Annotated in this window: 23 protein-coding genes; 22 read left to right on the forward strand and 1 reads right to left on the reverse strand. The window is 43.9% G+C overall.

Annotated elements, in window-relative coordinates:
- Positions 1-24 precede the first annotated feature (24 nt).
- The 11 genes from I1A59_RS04970 to I1A59_RS05020 all read left to right on the forward strand — a co-directional run bounded on the left by I1A59_RS04970 (position 25) and on the right by I1A59_RS05020 (position 8,229).
- Positions 25-336: a DNA replication initiation control protein YabA gene (locus tag I1A59_RS04970; protein ID WP_196091707.1), complete on the forward strand. Its 312-nt coding sequence runs from the start codon at positions 25-27 to the stop codon at positions 334-336.
- 3 nt (positions 337-339) lie between these two features.
- Positions 340-1,218: a 16S rRNA (cytidine(1402)-2'-O)-methyltransferase gene (rsmI, locus tag I1A59_RS04975; protein WP_196091729.1), complete on the forward strand. Its 879-nt coding sequence runs from the start codon at positions 340-342 to the stop codon at positions 1,216-1,218.
- A gap of 3 nt (positions 1,219-1,221) precedes the next feature.
- Positions 1,222-1,575, forward strand: a complete 354-nt coding sequence (locus I1A59_RS04980) for a Spx/MgsR family RNA polymerase-binding regulatory protein (RefSeq protein ID WP_196091708.1) — start codon at positions 1,222-1,224, stop codon at positions 1,573-1,575.
- Positions 1,576-1,584: 9 nt separating this feature from the next.
- A complete protein-coding gene (gene xseA / locus I1A59_RS04985; RefSeq protein WP_196091709.1) occupies positions 1,585-2,925 on the forward strand; it encodes an exodeoxyribonuclease VII large subunit in 1,341 nt (446 codons plus the stop codon).
- Entirely contained in the window at positions 2,903-3,118 is a 216-nt protein-coding gene (locus tag I1A59_RS04990; protein ID WP_196091710.1) for an exodeoxyribonuclease VII small subunit, read from the forward strand. Before xseA ends, I1A59_RS04990 begins: the two co-directional genes overlap by 23 nt.
- Complete coding sequence (locus tag I1A59_RS04995; RefSeq protein ID WP_196091711.1) at positions 3,115-3,981, forward strand: polyprenyl synthetase family protein; 867 nt, start codon at positions 3,115-3,117, stop codon at positions 3,979-3,981. Before I1A59_RS04990 ends, I1A59_RS04995 begins: the two co-directional genes overlap by 4 nt.
- The gene (locus I1A59_RS05000; protein ID WP_247644765.1) at positions 3,965-4,777 is read left to right on the forward strand and encodes a TlyA family RNA methyltransferase; all 813 of its coding nucleotides are present in this window, start codon (positions 3,965-3,967) and stop codon (positions 4,775-4,777) included. Before I1A59_RS04995 ends, I1A59_RS05000 begins: the two co-directional genes overlap by 17 nt.
- Positions 4,764-5,180 (forward strand): hypothetical protein, encoded by a 417-nt coding sequence (locus I1A59_RS05005; protein WP_196091712.1) that lies wholly within the window; start codon positions 4,764-4,766, stop codon positions 5,178-5,180. The genes I1A59_RS05000 and I1A59_RS05005 overlap by 14 nt, the downstream gene beginning before the upstream one ends.
- 4 nt (positions 5,181-5,184) lie before the next feature.
- Positions 5,185-6,846 (forward strand): DNA repair protein RecN, encoded by a 1,662-nt coding sequence (gene recN, locus I1A59_RS05010; RefSeq protein WP_196091713.1) that lies wholly within the window; start codon positions 5,185-5,187, stop codon positions 6,844-6,846.
- Positions 6,847-7,009: 163 nt separating this feature from the next.
- Positions 7,010-7,843 (forward strand): DegV family protein, encoded by an 834-nt coding sequence (locus I1A59_RS05015; RefSeq protein ID WP_196091714.1) that lies wholly within the window; start codon positions 7,010-7,012, stop codon positions 7,841-7,843.
- 110 nt (positions 7,844-7,953) lie between these two features.
- On the forward strand, positions 7,954-8,229 hold the full coding sequence (locus tag I1A59_RS05020) for an HU family DNA-binding protein (RefSeq protein ID WP_196091715.1): 276 nt from the start codon (positions 7,954-7,956) through the stop codon (positions 8,227-8,229).
- A 455-nt stretch (positions 8,230-8,684) separates the two neighbouring features.
- On the opposite strand, the gene gdhA is transcribed toward I1A59_RS05020, so the two are convergent.
- On the reverse strand, positions 8,685-10,031 hold the full coding sequence (gene gdhA, locus I1A59_RS05025; RefSeq protein WP_196091716.1) for an NADP-specific glutamate dehydrogenase: 1,347 nt from the start codon (positions 10,029-10,031) through the stop codon (positions 8,685-8,687).
- Positions 10,032-10,779: 748 nt separating this feature from the next.
- On the opposite strand from gdhA, the gene rfbA reads away from it, so the two are divergent.
- The 11 genes from rfbA to I1A59_RS05080 all read left to right on the forward strand — a co-directional run.
- Complete coding sequence (rfbA, locus tag I1A59_RS05030; RefSeq protein ID WP_196091717.1) at positions 10,780-11,655, forward strand: glucose-1-phosphate thymidylyltransferase RfbA; 876 nt, start codon at positions 10,780-10,782, stop codon at positions 11,653-11,655.
- Entirely contained in the window at positions 11,648-12,241 is a 594-nt protein-coding gene (locus I1A59_RS05035; protein WP_196091718.1) for a dTDP-4-dehydrorhamnose 3,5-epimerase family protein, read from the forward strand. The genes rfbA and I1A59_RS05035 overlap by 8 nt, the downstream gene beginning before the upstream one ends.
- Complete coding sequence (locus tag I1A59_RS05040; protein ID WP_196091719.1) at positions 12,242-12,754, forward strand: phosphoribosylanthranilate isomerase; 513 nt, start codon at positions 12,242-12,244, stop codon at positions 12,752-12,754.
- Entirely contained in the window at positions 12,741-13,787 is a 1,047-nt protein-coding gene (gene rfbB / locus I1A59_RS05045) for a dTDP-glucose 4,6-dehydratase (RefSeq protein WP_196091720.1), read from the forward strand. The genes I1A59_RS05040 and rfbB overlap by 14 nt, the downstream gene beginning before the upstream one ends.
- Positions 13,788-13,803: 16 nt before the next feature.
- Positions 13,804-15,024, forward strand: coding sequence for a glycerophosphodiester phosphodiesterase family protein (locus I1A59_RS05050; RefSeq protein ID WP_196091721.1), 1,221 nt, complete (start codon positions 13,804-13,806; stop codon positions 15,022-15,024).
- Between the two features lie 59 nt (positions 15,025-15,083).
- Positions 15,084-16,010, forward strand: coding sequence for a glycosyltransferase family 2 protein (locus tag I1A59_RS05055; RefSeq protein ID WP_196091722.1), 927 nt, complete (start codon positions 15,084-15,086; stop codon positions 16,008-16,010).
- A 12-nt stretch (positions 16,011-16,022) separates the two neighbouring features.
- The gene (gene rfbD / locus I1A59_RS05060; protein ID WP_196091723.1) at positions 16,023-16,874 is read left to right on the forward strand and encodes a dTDP-4-dehydrorhamnose reductase; all 852 of its coding nucleotides are present in this window, start codon (positions 16,023-16,025) and stop codon (positions 16,872-16,874) included.
- A gap of 109 nt (positions 16,875-16,983) precedes the next feature.
- The gene (galE, locus tag I1A59_RS05065; protein WP_196091724.1) at positions 16,984-17,985 is read left to right on the forward strand and encodes a UDP-glucose 4-epimerase GalE; all 1,002 of its coding nucleotides are present in this window, start codon (positions 16,984-16,986) and stop codon (positions 17,983-17,985) included.
- A gap of 195 nt (positions 17,986-18,180) precedes the next feature.
- Positions 18,181-18,444: a hypothetical protein gene (locus I1A59_RS05070; protein WP_196091725.1), complete on the forward strand. Its 264-nt coding sequence runs from the start codon at positions 18,181-18,183 to the stop codon at positions 18,442-18,444.
- Complete coding sequence (locus tag I1A59_RS05075; protein WP_196091726.1) at positions 18,445-18,927, forward strand: hypothetical protein; 483 nt, start codon at positions 18,445-18,447, stop codon at positions 18,925-18,927.
- Positions 18,928-19,069: 142 nt separating this feature from the next.
- Positions 19,070-19,809, forward strand: a 740-nt coding sequence (locus I1A59_RS05080; RefSeq protein ID WP_196091727.1) for an ISAs1 family transposase, incomplete at its 3' end; no start/stop codon positions are given.

Genomic DNA, 19,809 nt, shown 5'->3' on the forward strand with positions numbered 1-19,809 from the left:
TTTAAAAAATTGAGGAGGAGTCCCTTGGAAAAGAAAGAATTACTAGATTCCCTTGATGCCTTCACCAATCAATTATTAACAACCTTAAATGAGATTGACAAGATGAAGGCAGTTGTGAGAGAAACCATTGAAGAGAATACAGCCCTCCGCCTTGAAAATGAAAAATTGCGGGAACGATTGACAGAAGAAGATACCCAAAATCCCGTAAAAGCAACATCTGCTCGAGAAGGCTTGAACCGTATCTATCTAGATGGATTTCATGTCTGTACAACCTTTTACGGCCAGCCACGGTCAGAAGATTGTGTGTTTTGTGATGAATTATTATTCCGAGGTTAGATGGTGCAGATTCAAAAAAGTTACAAAGAACCCAATGGTAAAGGAAGCCTTTTTCTTGTTGGTACCCCCATTGGGAATATGGAAGATATGACCTTTAGGGCCCTCAAGATCCTTGCGCAAGTGGACGCTATTGCGGCAGAGGATACCCGAGTAACCGGCCAGCTCCTCAAGCATTTTGGGGTTGGACAACGCTTGATTTCCTTTCACGAACACAATGCCCAAGCCCGGATTCCAGAACTCTTGGATCTACTTGAAGATGGAAAGGATATCGCTCAAGTTTCAGATGCCGGTTTACCGAGTATTTCAGATCCAGGCCAGGATTTGGTCCAGGCAGCCTTGGCTCAAGACATTAAGGTTGTCCCCCTCCCAGGTGCTTCCGCGGGGATAACTGGACTGATTGCCAGTGGACTTCCTGCCCAACCGCACATTTTTTATGGATTTTTGCCCCGTAAGGCTAGCCAACAGCGGAAGTTTTTGGAAACCAAGCGCCTTTATCCAGAGACCCAGATTTTTTATGAATCACCTTATCGCATTGAAGCGACTTTGAAACAAATTTTAGAGGTGTACGGGAATCGAAAGGTTGTACTGGTCCGGGAATTATCAAAGATCTACGAGGAGTTTCGCAGAGGGAAGATAAAGGATCTCCTGTCCTCGTTGGAGTCTGACCCTATAAAAGGAGAGTGCCTACTCATCCTGGAAGGATATATTGAGGAAGACCAGCCCCAATTAGATTTGCAAAGTGTTTTGCCGCAATTACGGGAACGGGTGGCGGCAGGTCAACGATTAAAAACAGCCAGTCAGGAATTAGCCAAAGTGACCGGTTTCAAGGCCAAGGAACTATACAAGGCCTACCATGAAGAAGTAGAACAGGGAGAAGAGTAAGCGATGTATAACTATTACGGCCATCCGCGCTGCACAACAAGTAAGGCAGCAGAAAAAGAATTAAAAAGCTTGGGTATTGAAAGTTACTTTATCGACTTGACCCAAGAGGCACCTAGTCCAGCACAGTTGGAAGCTTGGATGGATCAGGGAACCTGGCCAATCAAGGCTTTTTTCAACACGAGTGGAAATAAGTATCGGGAGTTGGGGCTAAAAGATCAGATTTCGTCAATGAGTCAAAAAGAGGCGGCTCAATTATTGTCAACAGATGGTATGCTAATCAAGCGTCCGCTCCTGGTGAAAGATGGGACCTTACTGCAAATTGGGTATAGGACCCCATATGCGGATTTAGAACTATAGGAACTATCGATGGCAGAATACCTTTCCGTTGGAACCTTAACCAACTATCTGAAACGGAAGTTTGACAAGGATCCCTATCTAGAACGCGTCTTTTTGACCGGTCAGGTCTCTAATTTTCGGGCCCGTCCCAATCATCAGTATTTTTCTTTGAAAGATGATCAGGCAGTGATTCAGGCGACTATGTGGGGACCTATTTTTAAGAAATTGCCTTTCACCTTAGAAGAAGGTCAACAATTGAATGTTGTGGGGCGAGTCCAATTATATGCCCCGAACGGTTCCTACTCCATTTTGATTGAACAGGCTGAGCCAGCTGGCGTTGGAGAATTGGCTCTTCGTTTTGAACAACTAAAAAAAGAACTTACGCAAGCGGGTTATTTTAAGTCTGAGCACAAGCAGGAATTACCGGCTTTTAATCGAAAGATTGGGGTAGTGACCAGCCAGAGTGGGGCGGTTATTCAAGATATCATCACGACAGTGAATCGGCGTTTTCCTGGTTTGAGTATTCGTCTGTATCCGGCTAAGGTTCAAGGCGAGGGTGCGGCAGAGGAAATTGCGGGTCAGATTCAAAAGGCCAATCAGGCGGAGGACCTGGATGTTCTAATCGTCGGCCGCGGAGGTGGTTCTATGGAAGACCTCTGGGCTTTTAACGAAGAAGTGGTGGTTCGAGCCATCTTTGAATCTCGCCTACCTGTGATTTCAAGTGTTGGCCACGAAACGGATGTCACCCTGGCAGATTTTGTGGCGGACAAGCGGGCGGCAACTCCTACCGCAGCGGCAGAATTAGCGACGCCTTATACCAAAGCTGATTATTTCCTAGCTTTGGAGCGTAGCCAACTGCGATTGAAGCAAGTTGTGGACCAGCAGCTGAAGGTAAAGGGAGAGCGCTTGGAACGGATTCAGCAATCCATTCTATTCCGCCAACCTGAGCGACTTTACGATACTTATTTGCAGAAACTAGATCATCTAGATCAACAGCTTAGCCAGGTCTTGGACCGCCGTCTGCAAGCAGTCAGTCACCGCTATCAGCTTCTCAATCAGGCCTTGGTGCGGCAAAGCCCAAGCCCTCAACTTGAGCGGCTTAACCAGGAAGTGCTTGTATTGGACAAGGACTTGCGGAGATCCATGCATCTCTTGGTCCAGAAGGCTCAACAACGGTTTCAAGTGGCGAGTGATGCTCTTTCACAGTTAGAATTAAGTCAAATTCTCCAGCGCGGTTATGCCTTGGTTCGTAAGCAGGAAAGAATTGTTTCCAATGTCGAACAAGTCCAGCCAGGAGATAGCCTGTCCATTCAGTTACAGGATGGTCAATTAGAAGTAGAGGTAACCCATGTCCAAGAATCAGACATTTGAAGAAAAAATGCAGGAATTGGAGCTTTTGGTCCGACGGTTGGAGCAAGGGGAAGTTCCCTTGGAAGAAGCCTTACAGGAGTTTCAAAAAGGAATGATCTTAAGTCAAGAGCTCCAAAAGACCCTGCAAGATGCTGAAAAAACCATGGTCACCATAATGGGGGCTAATGGTCAAGAAACGGAAATGAAATCATGAAGCAACAGACTCAAGCCCTGGAGGATGTCCTCCAAGCATTCTATCAATCCGATAGTCCGGATCCAGTCTTGGTTGAGAGCATTCTCTATTCCATTGAGGCAGGCGGAAAACGACTAAGGCCCTTGATTCTACTGGACCTTCTTCAAGGATTTGGACTCAAAATCGAAGAAGGTCATCTGAGAGTGGCAGCGGCCTTAGAGATGATCCATACAGGAAGTTTGATTCATGATGATTTACCAGCAATGGATGATGATGACTACCGTAGAGGACAACTCACAAACCATAAAAAATATGGGGAGGCAGCCGCTATCTTGGCAGGGGATAGTCTCTTCTTGGATGCCTTTGCGCTATTGGCACAAGCTCAACTTCCTGCTTCGAAAGTCGTGAAGCTCATAAATCTTCTTTCATTGGCTTCTGGTACCTACGGGATGGTTGGCGGGCAGAGTTTGGATATCCGTTCGGAAGGCCAGGCCATCACCCTAGTGCAATTGGAGCAAATTCATCACCATAAAACGGGTCGACTCCTGCACTTTCCGTTTGTGGCTGCTGGGATTTTAGCTGACATTGATGAGCAAACGGCTGAAGATTTAGATCAATTAGGTCAGCTGCTTGGTTTAGCTTTTCAGGTTCGCGATGATATTTTAGATGAAACGGCTAGTTTTGAAGAGTTAGGAAAAACTCCCAAAAAGGATGTTGCTGCTCAAAAAGCGACCTATCCTGCGTTTTATGGCTTGGATGCTGCCAAGACTTTGCTGGGGGATTTATTAGCCCAGATTGATCGCTTACTCCAAAAATTGGAGGTGCAAGGGTTTGACGCTCAAGTAATGAAGGAAAGAATTGAAGGACTTGCAATTGGCAACTAAGGAAAGAGTGGATGTTTTGGCCTTGCACCAAGGCCTTTTTGAAACAAGGGAACAGGCTAAACGGGGGGTTATGGCTGGTTTGGTTTTGCACCAAGACTCTGGTCACCGTTTTGATAAACCAGGGGAGAAAATCCCAGCTGATACCCCTTTAAAACTCAAGGGTGAAACCCTGCCTTATGTCAGTCGGGGTGGTTTGAAGTTAGCGAAGGCCCTTGATGTTTTCGGTATTGATCTGACAGACCAATTTACCATCGATATTGGTGCCTCTACAGGAGGTTTTACAGACGTCATGTTGCAGGCAGGAGCTAAGCAGGTGTATGCCGTGGACGTTGGAACCAATCAATTGGCTTGGAAACTTCGTCAAGATCCTCGTGTGATCAGCCGAGAACAATACAATTTCCGTTATGCGGATCCGCAAGATTTTCAGCCACAACCAAGTTTCGCCTCTATTGACGTCAGTTTTATTTCTCTAAGTCTCATTTTACCCAGTTTAGCAGCTGTGCTAGAAGACCAGGGCCAGGTAGTGGCCCTGGTCAAGCCGCAGTTTGAGGCAGGTAGGGAAGCCATTGGCAAAAAGGGGATTGTAAAGGAAGCCAAGGTCCATGAAGAAGTTTTGAATCGGGTCATGACCATGGCTCAAGGGCTGGGATTTGGAGTCCATGGGGTGGACTTTTCTCCCATAACCGGTGGTCAAGGGAATATGGAATTTTTGCTCTATTTAAAACGGGATGACGGTCCAGCTCTTCCTCTTGAACAAATAAAAGAAATGGTAAAGAAGGCACATGAAACATTCTAAGATAGATAAGGGACACCGCCAGGCCCTCATACGGTCCTTGATCCAGCAAAAAACAGTGCGAGGACAAAAAGAAATTATGGATTTTTTGGCCAGTCAAGGATTGGTGGCGACGCAAGCAACAGTTTCCCGAGATCTTCGTGAATTGGGGATTGTCAAGGGAGGTGAGGTTGGCTACCAAGTACAGCCGGCTGTCAAAAAAACGCCGATTCTGCATGTGATGCGTCAGGATAACATGATTTCCATTCAGGTTACACCTGGCCAGGCCTTGCTTTTCAAAAAAGAGGTCTGGTCCCGCTATTCTTCGGATATTTTCACTATTTTATCTGACGATGACACGGTCTTGATCGTTGTCAAGACTGGAGTAGATTCGCAGGAAATGTCAGATGCACTAGAAAATTGGTAAGGTTATGTTATTAGAAATTTCAATCAAAAATTTTGCCATTATCGAGGAAATCTCCCTAAATTTTGATCAGGGAATGACGGTTTTGACGGGTGAAACCGGGGCAGGTAAATCGATCATCATTGATGCTATGAATATGATGCTTGGGAGTCGTGCTACAACGGATGTGATTCGACACGGGATGCCTAAAGCCGAGATCCAAGGTCTCTTTTCATTAGAGAAACCCCAAGATATTTCAAATATTTTAGAGGAGCAGGGGATTGAAGTTGGCGAGGAGCTGATTATCCGCCGCGAAATTTTCCAAAATGGCCGTAGTGTCAGCCGTATCAATGGACAGATGGTCAACCTCTCAGTCTTGCGTGCAGTTGGCCAGCATTTGGTTGATATCCATGGCCAGCATGACCAAGAGGAACTAATGCGTGCCCAGTGGCATGGCCGTTTATTGGATGAATTTGGCGATGCTGATTTTCATCGGCTCAAGCAAAGCTATGCTCAAAGCTTTGACCGTTACCGTACCCTCCGCAAAGATTTGCGCCTCCAGCAAAATCAAGAAGCTGAGCACAGTGCTCGGATTGAAATGTTGGAATTTCAACTAGCTGAGATTGAAGAGGCAGCCCTGAAACCTGGGGAAGATCAAGAACTACAGCAGGAGCGAGAACAACTTCTCAATCATAAATTAATTGCGGACACCTTGACCTCGGCCTTCCATCTATTGGACGAAGAGGATCAGTCTTCCCTTGGTAAAATTCGATCGGCCCTTGGCGATTTAGAGAGTCTTGAAGATTATAATCCTCTTTATAAGGAGCTGGCTGAGCAAGTGTCAGAGGCATATTATAGCCTTGAAGACGCGACTCGGCGCCTTGAAGACCACCTTTCCTCCCTTGATTTTGACGCCAATCGCTTGCTTCACATTGAGAGTCGTCTGGATGTGATTTACGCCATTAGCCGTAAATATGGTGGAAGCGTTCAAGAAGTCTTGGAATATTTTGAAAAAATTTCCCAAGAATACAATCTGCTGACAGGCAACGAAACTTCATCTACGGACCTCGCTCATAAGCTTAAAGAAGAGGAAGGGACCCTGGTCGATCTAGCTCAGAAATTGAGCCAGGCACGCCATGTACTTGCGCAACAATTAGAAGCGGAGATTCAGCTGGAGCTCCAAGACCTTTATATGGATAAGGCCAGATTTCAGGTCCGATTTACCAAAAGTAAGTTTAGCCGAGATGGAAATGAACAAATTGAGTTTTACATCTCTACCAATCCTGGGGAAGATTTTAAACCCCTCGTCAAAGTGGCCAGTGGTGGAGAATTATCTCGGTTAATGTTGGCTATTAAATCGGCCTTTTCCCGTAAAGAGGGCAAGACTAGTATTGTCTTCGACGAAGTCGATACGGGTGTCTCTGGTCGCGTTGCCCAAGCCATTGCCCAGAAAATTCATAAGATAGGGAGTCATGGACAAGTCCTTGCAATCTCTCATCTTCCTCAGGTGATTGCCATTGCCGATTATCAATTTTTCATTGAAAAAATATCGGATGAGATTTCTACGGTATCCCGGGTACGCCTTTTAGAAATGGACGAGCGGGTCGAAGAAATCGCGCGTATGTTGGCTGGTGAGGTCTTGACGGAATCGGCTATAAATCAGGCGCGTGAGCTCTTGCAAAAACATTGAGGTTTTTGTGGGGAATTTGTTATATAGTCTTTTAGTTTACTTTTAGTACAAGGAAGCGAGTCGTAGACAGTACTGAAGTACGGCAAGACGAGCTAACACAGTAATAAAAGATAAACTAAAAGAGTATAATAGGACTAAGATTACTGAGTAGAAGTAGGTATGTATGACAAAAATTGCAGTTGTAACAGACTCCTCTGTTACCATTGAGGAGGAGTTGGTAAAGGAACTAGGAATTCAGGTAATTCCTTTGTCCGTAATGGTAGATGGGATTCTCTATTCGGATGCAGACTTGAAGGAGGGAGAATTCCTTCGCCTGATGAAATCTAGCAAGCATTTACCAAAGACCAGTCAGCCACCGGTTGGTGTTTTCGCGGAGGTCTATGGCCGATTGGCAGAGGACTATGATCAAATTGTTTCTATTCACATGTCCCACGCCTTATCAGGGACTGTAGAAGCAGCTAGACAGGGAGCGAGCTTGTCCGGGGCTAAGGTAGAGGTAATTGATTCTTCCTTTACAGACCAGGCTCAAAAATTCCAAGTGGTAGCAGCAGCTCGCCTTGCTCAAGCTGGGGCTAGCTTGGAAGAGATTTTGAAAGAAATCGAGCAAGTTCGCGAAAAAACGGAACTCTATATCGGTGTCTCCACCCTTGAAAATCTTGTGAAGGGGGGGCGTATTGGTCGCGTTTCTGGTCTTATCAGTTCCCTTTTAAATATTCGAGTGGTCATGGAAATGGTTGATCATGAGTTGCGTCCCATTGTCAAAGGTCGTGGAGCAAAAACGTTTAAGAAATGGCTAGATGAATTGAAGGCCGGTTTGCAGGGACGTTCTATTCGTGAAATTGGTATTTCCTATGCAGGAAAATCAGATTTTGCGGAAGAAATGAAGGCGCAGTTGCAACCCTTTTTGGAGGCTCCTATCTCTGTGTTGGAGACGGGTTCCATTATTCAAACCCATACAGGGGAGGATGCTTGGGCCATCCTGATTCACTACGCCTAGACCGGTTTCTTTTTCTGAAGAAAAGCGCGGAATTGCTTTTTATACTTGCTTTTCTTATCCTTTTGAGTTATGATATGTACTGTTAGAAAATTTATGGAGGATTCTTACAAATGGCTAACAAACAAGATTTGATTGCTAAGGTTGCAGAAGCAACAGAATTGACAAAGAAAGACGCTGCAGTAGCAGTAGACGCTGTCTTCGCAGCAGTTACAGACTACCTTGCAGAAGGTGAAAAAGTACAATTGATCGGTTTCGGGAACTTCGAAGTTCGTGAGCGTGCAGCACGTAAAGGACGTAACCCACAAACAGGTAAAGAAATCACTATCGCAGCGTCAAAAGTTCCTGCCTTCAAAGCAGGTAAAGCTCTTAAAGACGCTGTAAAATAATCTTGCTGAAAAAAGCCTATTCTACCAACCTTTCATAGGGGTAGGAAGGGCTTTTTCTTTTGTTTTGGGGCATTTTGGGGGTATACTCTTTTAGTTTATCTTTTATTACTGTGTTAGCTCGCCTTGCCGTACTTCAGTACTGTCTACGACTCGCTGCCTTGTACTAAAAGTAAACTAAAAGACTATATAGCTAATAGTTTTCTAGGATTTCATACTCATTGGATTTCCGCGTTTTTTTAGGAGATAGGATGATTTCCAACTGTATCGACTTTGTAAGGCATTTTTTAGTACATATTAATACTTTATACATTTCAAAATCTGATTGTGTTAATCTTCTTCGCCGAACTATAGTTCAGCCTTCATCAGATTGCCTTTTCAGATTTCGAACTGTTTCGAGTATAAAATCCTCCATACTTTTTATTAAGTGTGGAGGATTTTTAGGTAGATACTATTTTTTACACAACACCTTGTACAATCATAGCATTGGCGATTTGTTCGAAGGAGGCGATGTTGGCTCCTGCGAGGTAATCATTGCCAAGATTGTAGGTTTCGGCTGTTGTTTTAGCGGTATTGAAGATGTTCTCCATGATGCTTTGGAGTCGTTGGTCTACTTCTTCTCGTGTCCAAGATAGGCGGAGGCTGTTTTGGCTCATTTCGAGGGCAGAAACGGCTACGCCGCCGGCGTTAGCTGCTTTAGCTGGTCCGTATAAAACCGCATTTTCTTTGTAGATTTTGATGGCGTCGAGGTCGGAAGGCATGTTGGCTCCTTCGGCGACACAGTAGACACCGTTTTGGATAAGGGCAGCAGCTTGTGCGCCGTTGATTTCGTTTTGGGTTGCACAAGGAAGGGCGATGTCAGCCTTACCTTGGTAGTCCCAGACGCTTCCTTCATAGTAGCGGGCGCTAGCTTTTTCGGCTGCATATTCGGTTAGGCGGGCACGGCGTTTTTCTTTAATTTCAACCAAAAGATCAAAATCAATGCCGCACTCGTCAATGATGTAACCGTTGGAATCAGAGACTGCGATGACGGTAGCACCGAGCTCGGTTGCTTTTTGGAGGGCATACTGGGCGACATTTCCAGATCCGGAAATGAGGACAGTCTGGTCTTTGAAGGATTTGCCGTTGGCCAGAAGCATGTTTTCAGTGAAGTAGACGAGGCCATAGCCAGTTGCTTCTGGGCGGATGAGAGAACCGCCGAATGCCAAGGGTTTTCCGGTCAAGACACCTGCATCGAATTGACGAAGACGTTTGTATTGGCCGTACAAATAGCCGATTTCACGCGCTCCGACTCCGATATCGCCGGCAGGAACATCCAGAGATGGGCCGATATGTTTTTGCAGCTCACTCATGAAGCTTTGGCAGAAGCGCATAATCTCAGCGTCCGTTTTTCCTTTAGGGTCAAAATCGGAACCGCCTTTCCCACCACCAATGGGTAGTCCAGTCAAAACGTTTTTGAAAATCTGCTCGAAGCCGAGGAATTTCAGAATGGACTGGTTGACGGAAGGGTGGAAGCGGAGTCCTCCTTTATAAGGACCAACTGCTGAGTTGTATTGGACACGGTAGCCACGGTTAACTTGGACTTTTCCGTCTTTGTCAGTCCAAGGGACACGGAAGCTAATCACGCGTTCAGGTTCCACCATGCGGGCTAGGATGTTCTCATCCAGATATTCTGGATGAGCTTCTAGGACAGGCTCGAGGGTTGCGAATAATTCTTCAACAGCTTGAAGAAATTCAGCTTCGTGAGGGTTACGTACTTGGACGTCTTGGAAAGTGCTTTGGATATAGTCTTTAACTCGTGACATGAAAATCCCCTTTTCTATTTTTCCGAAGAAAATGAATTATCTGACAATTTGTCAGGTGAGATTATCATACCATTGAAAGGGGTAAAAGTAAAGTTTGGAGAGGGATTTCCAGAATAAACCTTCGCTTTTTACTTGGTTTTTAAAAGTAGCTATGGTAAACTGAGATAGAAAAGAGGTTAGGCGGGAACCTAACCTCAGAGTAGAGCCGTAAAACGGTGACTCAGTTTAAACGACATAGAACTAGCCGTCTACAGGGTCAAAGTAGGACGGCTAGTTCTTTTTTCTCTTACTTAGAATTTCTAGTAAGTTACGAACTGTGTCGTTGATGTAACAACCAAGACTCAGTAATGCCATTACTAACTCAAAGCGAGTCAAAAGAATGCTCCTCCTTTCTATCAGATTTGAAGTTTTCATGCTTTTCATAGGCATGTCCTCCTTATGATAGTTTTCGGGGAGTCACCGTCTTCCAGGAGAAGGGATTCTCGAGGTCTCAAATGAGAAACTTCTCTACGCTGCTAGTTTATCATGTAAAATGTAATATCATGCTAAGATGTTCTGAAATGTCTTGAAAACGTTCTGAACGGTAAATGTTGCTTTTGGGGTTATTGCAACCTAAAGCAAAGTCGTTCAGACTTTTTTTCACAAAAATGATAGAATAGGAATGTCTAGGATTCTGTGAGTGTCGGGTTACATTCCAGATTCCGTTATCAAAGAGAGCTAATCAGCTCGTATGAAGAAAGGAAGACGCATGAAAGGTATTATTTTAGCGGGTGGTTCCGGCACGCGCCTTTATCCAGTTACGCGGGCGGCATCTAAGCAGTTGATGCCGGTTTATGATAAACCAATGATTTATTACCCTCTTTCAACCTTGATGTTGGCAGGAATTCAGGAGATTTTAATTATCTCTACACCGACAGACCTGCCCCGTTTTGAGGAACTTTTGGGAGATGGATCTGAATTAGGTATTTCCTTGTCCTATGCGGTTCAACCAAGTCCAGATGGATTGGCGCAAGCCTTTATCATCGGCGCAGATTTCATCGGAGATGATTCAGTTGCGCTGATCTTGGGAGATAATATTTACCATGGCCCTGGTTTGACTAAGCTTTTGCAAAAAGCTGCGCAAAAGGAGTCCGGTGCGACCGTTTTTGGTTACCAGGTTAAGGACCCTGAGCGTTTTGGAGTTGTCGAGTTTGATGAGCAGATGAACGCGATTTCCATTGAAGAGAAGCCAGAGCAGCCTCGTTCCAACTACGCGGTAACAGGTCTCTACTTCTATGATAATTCTGTAGTTGAAATTGCCAAGAATATCAAACCGAGTCCTCGAGGGGAGTTGGAAATCACGGATGTCAACAAGGCTTACTTGGATCGTGGGGATCTTTCAGTGGAATTGATGGGCCGTGGTTTTGCCTGGTTGGATACTGGAACACACGAGAGTTTGTTGGAAGCGGCACAGTATATTGAAACCGTTCAACGGATGCAAAATGTACAGGTTGCTAACCTTGAAGAAATTGCTTATCGTATGGGTTACATTAGCCGGGAACAAGTTTACCGTTTGGCCCAACCTCTTAAGAAAAATGAGTATGGTCAATACCTCTTGCGTTTGATTGGAGAAGAAAATGTCTGAGAACTTTTTTGGCAAAACATTAGCAGCTCGTCCCATTGAGGCTATTCCGGGCATGCTAGAATTTGATATTCCTGTTCATGGGGATAATCGTGGCTGGTTTAAAGAGAATTTCCAAAAAGAAAAAATGATCCCTCTTGGTTTTCCTGAGTCCTTTTTTGCGGAAGGAAAACTTCAAAATAATGTCAGCTTCTCAAGTAAAAATGTACTTCGTGGTTTGCATGCTGAACCATGGGATAAATACATTTCTGTAGCTGACGAAGGTCGTGTTTTGGGAGCCTGGGTGGACTTGCGTCAAGGCCCAAGTTTTGGAAATGTTTACCAAACCGAAATTGATGCTTCTAAAGGGATTTTTGTTCCTCGCGGTGTAGCCAATGGTTTCCAAGTTTTATCCGATAAGGTAGCCTATAGCTATTTGGTGAATGATTACTGGGCTTTGGAGTTGAAACCTAAATATGCCTTTGTGAATTATGCAGATCCTAGTCTTGGCATTCAATGGGCAGACTTGGATGCTGCGGAAGTAAGTGAAGCTGATGAGAATCATCCTCTATTGAAGGATGTGGCTCCATTAAATAAAGAGGATCTTTGATTGTTTGAGGCTTTTTTAGAGATTGCGAGACAACTAAATCTCTTAGGGATAACTCCTTTACTAATGGGTTCACTAGGTTTTGAGGTGCGAACTTCTAAAGACTGGCAAGCTGGTGATATCGATATCCATGTTCCTGGAGATTCTAGAGGTTGGGAAGCTCCAGATGAGGAGCGTCTCTACCATTGGGAAGAAATCGCGGAAATGATGGAGAACTTAGGCTATCGGTTAGTAGATATTCATGAGCATGAATTTCAGAGAGGTCATCTGTCAGTAGAGTATGGTGTTATGGATACCTTGCCAGAATTTGCAGGAATTTCATTAATAAGTTTGGAGAAGATCCATACAGACGGAGTTGTTTACTACCTACCCACGCTTGAACAATATCTAAAAATTTATCAAGCTTCCTCTAAAGATTCATACAGGGCAAATCGAAATAATCGGAAAGACTTTAAAAAGATCAGCTATTTACAAAAATATTTAAAAGCAGATAGGAGAAAGTGTGTCGACATTTAAAAATATTATTGTGACCGGTGGCGCAGGTTTTATCGGTTCAAACTTTGTACACTATGTTTATAACAATTTCCCAGGCGTACACATTACTGTTTTAGATAAATTGACCTACGCAGGGAATAAAGCAAACATCGAGTCCATTTTGGGAGACCGAGTGGAATTGGTTGTAGGGGATATTGCGGATGTAGAAGTCGTGGATCGCTTGGCTCAGGATGCGGATGCTATTGTCCATTATGCTGCAGAAAGTCATAATGATAACTCTCTCAATGATCCTCGTCCTTTCGTGGATACTAACTTTATTGGGACTTATACCCTTTTGGAAGCGGCTCGGAAGTACGACCTTCGTTTCCATCACGTATCTACAGATGAGGTTTATGGAGACCTTCCATTGCGGGAAGATCTCCCAGGCAAGGGCGAAGGCCCAGGTGAGAAGTTTACGGCGGAGACACCATACAACCCGTCTTCTCCCTATTCCTCAACCAAGGCTGCGTCGGACTTGATCGTTAAGGCTTGGGTACGTTCCTTTGGCGTAAAAGCGACTATTTCCAATTGCTCCAACAACTATGGACCCTATCAGCATATTGAGAAATTTATTCCGCGTCAAATCACCAATATTTTGAGTGGTATTCGCCCTAAATTGTATGGCGAAGGGAAGAATGTGCGCGACTGGATTCACACCAATGATCATTCCTCAGGTGTTTGGACGATTTTGACCAAAGGAAAAATTGGGGAGACCTATCTAATCGGGGCTGACGGTGAGAAAAACAATAAAGAGGTGCTGGAACTCATTTTGAAGGAACTGGGTCAAGCACCGGATGCCTACGACCATGTAACAGACCGTGCAGGCCATGATTTGCGTTATGCCATTGATGCTAGCAAGTTACGAGATGAATTGGGTTGGAAACCTGAATTCACAGACTTTGAGGCTGGTCTAAAAGAAACAATTGCCTGGTATAAAGAAAATGAAGATTGGTGGAAGGGCGAAAAAGAAGCTGTAGAAGCCAACTATGCTAAAACCCAGGAAGTAATTAAATAAGAGAACAAGAGGCGGAATGGTTTCATTCTTGCCTCTTGTGTCTATTTTGGAGGGTAAGATTCTGAAGAAAAAATGCTTAGGAATTCTGTTAGGGATTGCTGGAATTGGAATTGTAGTCGCTTTATATGACCGGATACAGATGAAAGAACGTCTGGAACGGGATCTCTACCCCGTTCAAACTGTTTTTCAAAAAGCAGGTTTAAAAGCAGAATCAGAGAAACGTTATACAAAAGCCGGGCAGGTGGCCTGGACAATCCACCTAGATCCGGATAAACTTCGAAAAAACGGCTACCGATTCCCATATGACAAGAGGGAGCAAGATTGGCTTGGGAGGATCTATCTTCCCAAAGAGACCCTTGAAGCGACTCTGGGACAAGATCTAAGCCATCAGGGAACCGAGGTGGAGATCAAGGCCAAGGCTACAGATCTCCAACAGATTTTAGCTGACAAGCGCTTGATTGCTCATGCCGGTGGAACCATGCGAGAGGCTGGATTCCTCTCGGCCTACAGTAATTCCCTGCAGGCATTGAAACAGAACTATTCCTTGGGGCATCGCATGTTTGAATTTGATCTCAATCTGACTCAGGATGGTCGGCTGGCAGCGGTTCATGATTGGGAAAGTGAAGCACCAACGAGTCAGGACTGGGAGCAGTCTAAGACACAGGATGCCAACAATATCCAGGCCCAATATACAACTCTTTTTTGGGAGGATATTCTCAAGCAAATGGAACTAAACCCGGATATGATTGTCGTGACAGATACCAAGGTTAAGGATCGGACACAAGAGGAAATTGAAGAGCAGTACCGCATTCTAGCTCAAGCTGTCGAAAAAATGGATCCGAGTTTGGGAGACCGGATTCTTGTCCAGCTTTATAAACCTGAGGACTATCAAATGTTGGAAGAAATGGGAACCTTTAAGAATTATATCCTAACCTTGTATGCTTCTGAGATGAAAGAAGAAGCCATCGTAAAAAGTCTGAAGGATAAGCCCCATATTTTAGCCGTGACGTTACCTCAAAAGGATGAACGCTTGACAGACTCACTGATTTCACAGATTCATGAATCGAATCGCTTGGTCTTCGTTCACACCGTAGATGGCTTTGCGACCTTATCGAAAATTCTTAACCGAGGTATTAACGGGGTTTATACCAATAATCTCCTGAGTAAGGATTTGGAGCTTTATCAAGAAGTTGTAGACTCTCAGAAATCATTTGATATCGAAGTTTATCAGAAGTAATCCGAGATTTTTGTGGGATATGGTATACTAGAAAAGAATGAACAGAAGAGGAGATCGAGATGACGATTTCAGTAATAGTTCCATGCTTTAACGAAGAAGAGGCCCTGCCCCTTTTTTACCAAGCTATGGAAAAAGTCCAGCCTCAGTTGGATCAGGAATTTGAATACATTTTTGTGAATGATGGTTCCCGAGATCAGACACTGGAAGTGCTTCGGGAATTGGCCGCTAAGGATTCTAAAGTGACCTATCTGTCCTTTTCTCGAAACTTTGGGAAGGAAGCCGCTCTTTATGCTGGGCTGCAGGAGGCCCGTGGGGAGCTCGTAACCGTGATGGATGTGGATCTTCAAGATCCACCGGAGTTGTTGGTGGAAATGGTTCAGCGCCTGGAGGCTGATCCAGACTTGGATTGTGTGGGAACGCGTCGGGTGACTCGAGATGGCGAACCACCGATTCGGTCCTTCTTTGCCCGCATGTTTTACCGTCTGATTAACCGGATTAGTCAAGTACAAATGGTTGACGGTGCCCGTGATTTCCGTCTGATGCGGCGGCAAATGGTGGATGCCATTCTAGATGTGACGGAGTACAATCGATTTTCCAAGGGGATTTTCTCTTGGGTTGGCTTTAAGACCGAATATTTGGAATACAAGAATGTGGAGCGCGTGGCAGGGGAGACAAGTTGGAATTTTTGGCAGCTCTTTCGTTACTCTTTAGAGGGGATTGTCAATTTTTCGGATGCACCTCTGGCAATCGCTTTTGTGGGTGGTGCCTTGTCCTGCTTGCTGGCTTTTGCCCTTGCCGGATTAGTGATTGTACGGACCCTTTTGTATGGGGATCCAACCGCAGGTTGGCCGTCGATGGTCTCCATTATCCTCTTTTTGGGAGGTTTTCAATTATTAACGATCGGAATTCTCGGGAAGTATATTGGTAAGATTTTTATGGAAACAAAAAATCGGCCAATTTATGTCATCAAGGAACGTTCAGAATAGAAAGGATATAGGATGATTCTCATTACAGGAGCGAAAGGTCAACTCGGTACGGAGTTGGTGCATTATTTAGATGAGCTTGGTCAGGACTATGTAGCCCTCGATGTGGCAGGAATGGACATTACCAAGCAGGAAGAAGTGGAGCGTGTTTTTGCGGAAGTGAAGCCAAGTTTGGTTTATCACTGTGCAGCCTATACAGCTGTGGATGCGGCAGAGGACGAAGGCAAGGAATTGGATTACGCGATCAATGTCATAGGGACAGAAAATGTAGCGCGTGCTGCCGAGGCCCATGGTGCAACCATGGTCTACATTTCCACAGACTATGTTTTCAATGGGGACAAACCTATTGGACAAGAATGGCAAGTCGATGATCCGGCAGACCCGCAAACGGAATATGGTCGAACAAAACGGATGGGAGAAGAGCTGGTCGAAAAAATCTCCAGCCGTTACTATATCATTCGGACTGCATGGGTCTTTGGAAATTATGGGAAAAACTTTGTCTTCACCATGCAGAACTTAGCTAAGAATCATCCGGTTCTAACAGTGGTGAATGACCAACACGGTCGTCCAACTTGGACCCGAACCCTCGCAGAATTTATGGTCCATCTGGCGGATAACCAGCATGAATATGGTTATTACCACCTGTCCAATGATGCAGCAGAAGATACAACCTGGTTTGATTTTGCGGCTGAAATTCTGAAAGACACGGATGTAGAAGTAAAACCGGTAGATTCTAGCCAGTTCCCAGCCAAGGCCAAACGTCCTTTCAACTCAACCATGAATTTGACAAAAGCCAAAGCGACTGGTTTTACCATTCCAACCTGGCAAGAAGCTCTCCAAGCTTTTTATAAGCAAGAAGTGAAATAAAGAACAAGAGAAGCCCAGATAAGTCGTTACAGAGTAGCGTGCTTGGTATTTTGGGAATCCGGTTTATATAGGATTTACAAATTATGAGGAGTGAGAGGAAGGAAGAGTTATGGCCATTTTAGTTTTAGGTGGAGCCGGGTATATCGGTTCTCATATGGTTGACCGTTTGATTTCCCAAGGGGACGAGCGTGTGGTCGTCGTGGATAATTTGGTGACAGGGCACCGAGCTGCTGTTCATCCGGATGCGGTATTCTATGAAGGTGACCTAGCTGATCAAGATTTCATGCGTCGGGTTTTCCAAGAAAATCCAGATATCGATGCTGTCATTCACTTTGCGGCCTATTCCTTGGTCGCTGAATCAATGGTAGAGCCGTTGAAGTATTTCGATAATAATACGGTAGGGATGGTTAAACTGTTGGAAGTTATGAATGAAGCGAACGTGAAATATATCGTCTTCTCTTCTACAGCCGCAACCTATGGGATACCAGAAGAACTTCCGATTCTGGAAACAACCCCACAAAAACCAATCAATCCGTATGGTGAAAGTAAGCTAATGATGGAAACCATTATGAAATGGGCCGATCAAGCTTATGGCATCAAATTTGTACCCTTGCGCTACTTCAATGTAGCCGGTGCTAAACCAGACGGATCCATTGGAGAGGACCATGGACCAGAGACTCACCTGCTTCCGATCGTCTTGCAAGTGGCACAGGGGGTTCGGGATAAAATCATGATTTTTGGAGATGATTACAACACTCCTGATGGAACAAATGTTCGGGACTATGTCCATCCCTTTGATTTAGCAGATGCCCATCTTTTAGCAGTTGAATACCTCCGTGCTGGCAATGAATCAGCTGCATTCAACTTAGGTTCCTCTACCGGTTTTTCAAACTTGGAAATTTTAGAAGCAGCCCGTAAAGTCACCGGTAAGGAAATTCCAGCCGAAATGGCGGATCGCCGACCTGGGGATCCAGATACCCTCATCGCTTCCTCAGATAAAGCGCGTGAGATTTTGGGCTGGAAACCGCAATTCGACAATATCGAAAAAATCATCGAAACCGCTTGGGCCTGGCATTCAAGCCATCCGAAGGGATACGATGATCGCGATTAGATTTTAATCGGAAAGTAGTAGGTGGGCAATGCCTGCCTTTTTTGCTTCTTCTTTAGGTTCCCTAAAGTCAAAATCAAAACACTATGATAGAATAATTATGATAAACTATTATCCAGTGATTGCCTTATATTCCACCAATTACGAATTAAGAGATAGTATTGAAGCTGAGTGCTATTGCACTAGGAGGAGAGGGCCTTGGTGGAAATTTTAGGTTATTTTAAAGATTATTTTTCTTATTCTATCCCCATAGGGGTTGGTCTGTTGTTTATTTTGATTTTATTTGGACTGCAATTTCGAGTTTGGTCTTTTGCATTTAGAATTTATAGAGAATCTTGTGCGACTTTGAAGGATGTGAATCAAGGATACCAGATGGATATAGAATCTTTGAGGTCAGAAAATCGGAGACTTCGAAAGGAAGTTCAATTGCTTTGCAGTAAAAGTGAGGAAAGAGGTGATTAGATGGTGTCATTCCATATTTTAGTTCTATTTGTTTTTTGCTACTTAATTTGGAAAGAATGGAATCAATTTTATCATTTTAAGCTGGATATGCGATTCTTAACACATGAAGAAATTCTGACATACTGTCTTTATCTCAGTCCCGATTTGGAGCGTAACTATCCTCATTTTTATCGAATAGTTTCCCCTTTTTCTACCGTTCATTTTCACCAATTATTAAACCATTCCGTTGAAACTGAAAAAGTCTCTTCATCTAAAAGTTTAGAGCTTAGAGAAGAAATGAACAGGATTCTTACAGAGGGGAGTAAGAAAGAAAAGGATCTTGTTTGTTGGTATTTGATGACTTGTAAATGGTTACAACTTACTGACTTTCACAAAAGAAGATCTGGCTTAAAGTTGCTTTCACATGATATTTCAGGAGATAGCAGACTTAAAAAAATTGATATTGATGTTGGTTTAACCCGCTTGGTGTCGATAAATCATTAATGGAAAAATATAGCTCTCAGTTTGAGGGCTTTTCCTCACGACAAACGCATGAAGAAAACTCCCTATTGAAAATTTTCAGTAATCGATAAATATTCGTAAAAACGACCTCTTAAGCCTATAATTAGCTTAGGAGGGCGTTTTTATGGATGTTATGATTTCATATTTAAAGTCTATTGAAGATAAGAGAGATAGTTGGAAAATTCGTCATACTCTTGTTGATATCGTTCTTCTTATTTTCTTTGCTCGCCTATCTGGAGCTGAGTTTTGGGAAGATATTGAAGATTTTGGGAAATGTTACGAACACAGTCTTCGTACGGTTTTATCCTTAGAAAACGGGATTCCATCACATGATACCATGCAGCGTGTCCTAGCGACTATAAATCCTAATGTTTTGATTAATCTCTCTATACTGTGGGCAACTGTGTTGGAAGAAGCTCAATTAAATAAAGGGAATTTTTCGACTTTTTCCAAGCGTTTAATTGCTATTGATGGAAAGACTATAAAAGGAAATACCAGTGCCAAGCAAAATCCTCTTCATATAGTGAGTGCTTATGCAACTGACTTGGGAGTTTGTTTTGGACAGGTGGTGACTAAAGAAAAATCTAATGAAATCACTGCCATCCCTGATTTATTAGATCACCTTTCAATTGAAGGGTGCATGATTACAATTGATGCTATTGGAACTCAAAAGGAAATAGCTGAAAAAATAATCAAACAGGGTGGCGATTTCTGCCTACCTGTCAAAGAAAATCAAAAAGGATTATTGGAAGATATTGTTGCTTGCTTTTCCTATGACCAAGAGTCTGTAGTAGATTATTATGAAACTATTGAAAAAGCTCATGGTCAAATCGAAACACGAAAGTATGAAGTTGTCCACGACAC

Source organism: Streptococcus sp. NLN76 (assembly GCF_015686645.1).
Lineage (GTDB): Bacteria > Bacillota > Bacilli > Lactobacillales > Streptococcaceae > Streptococcus.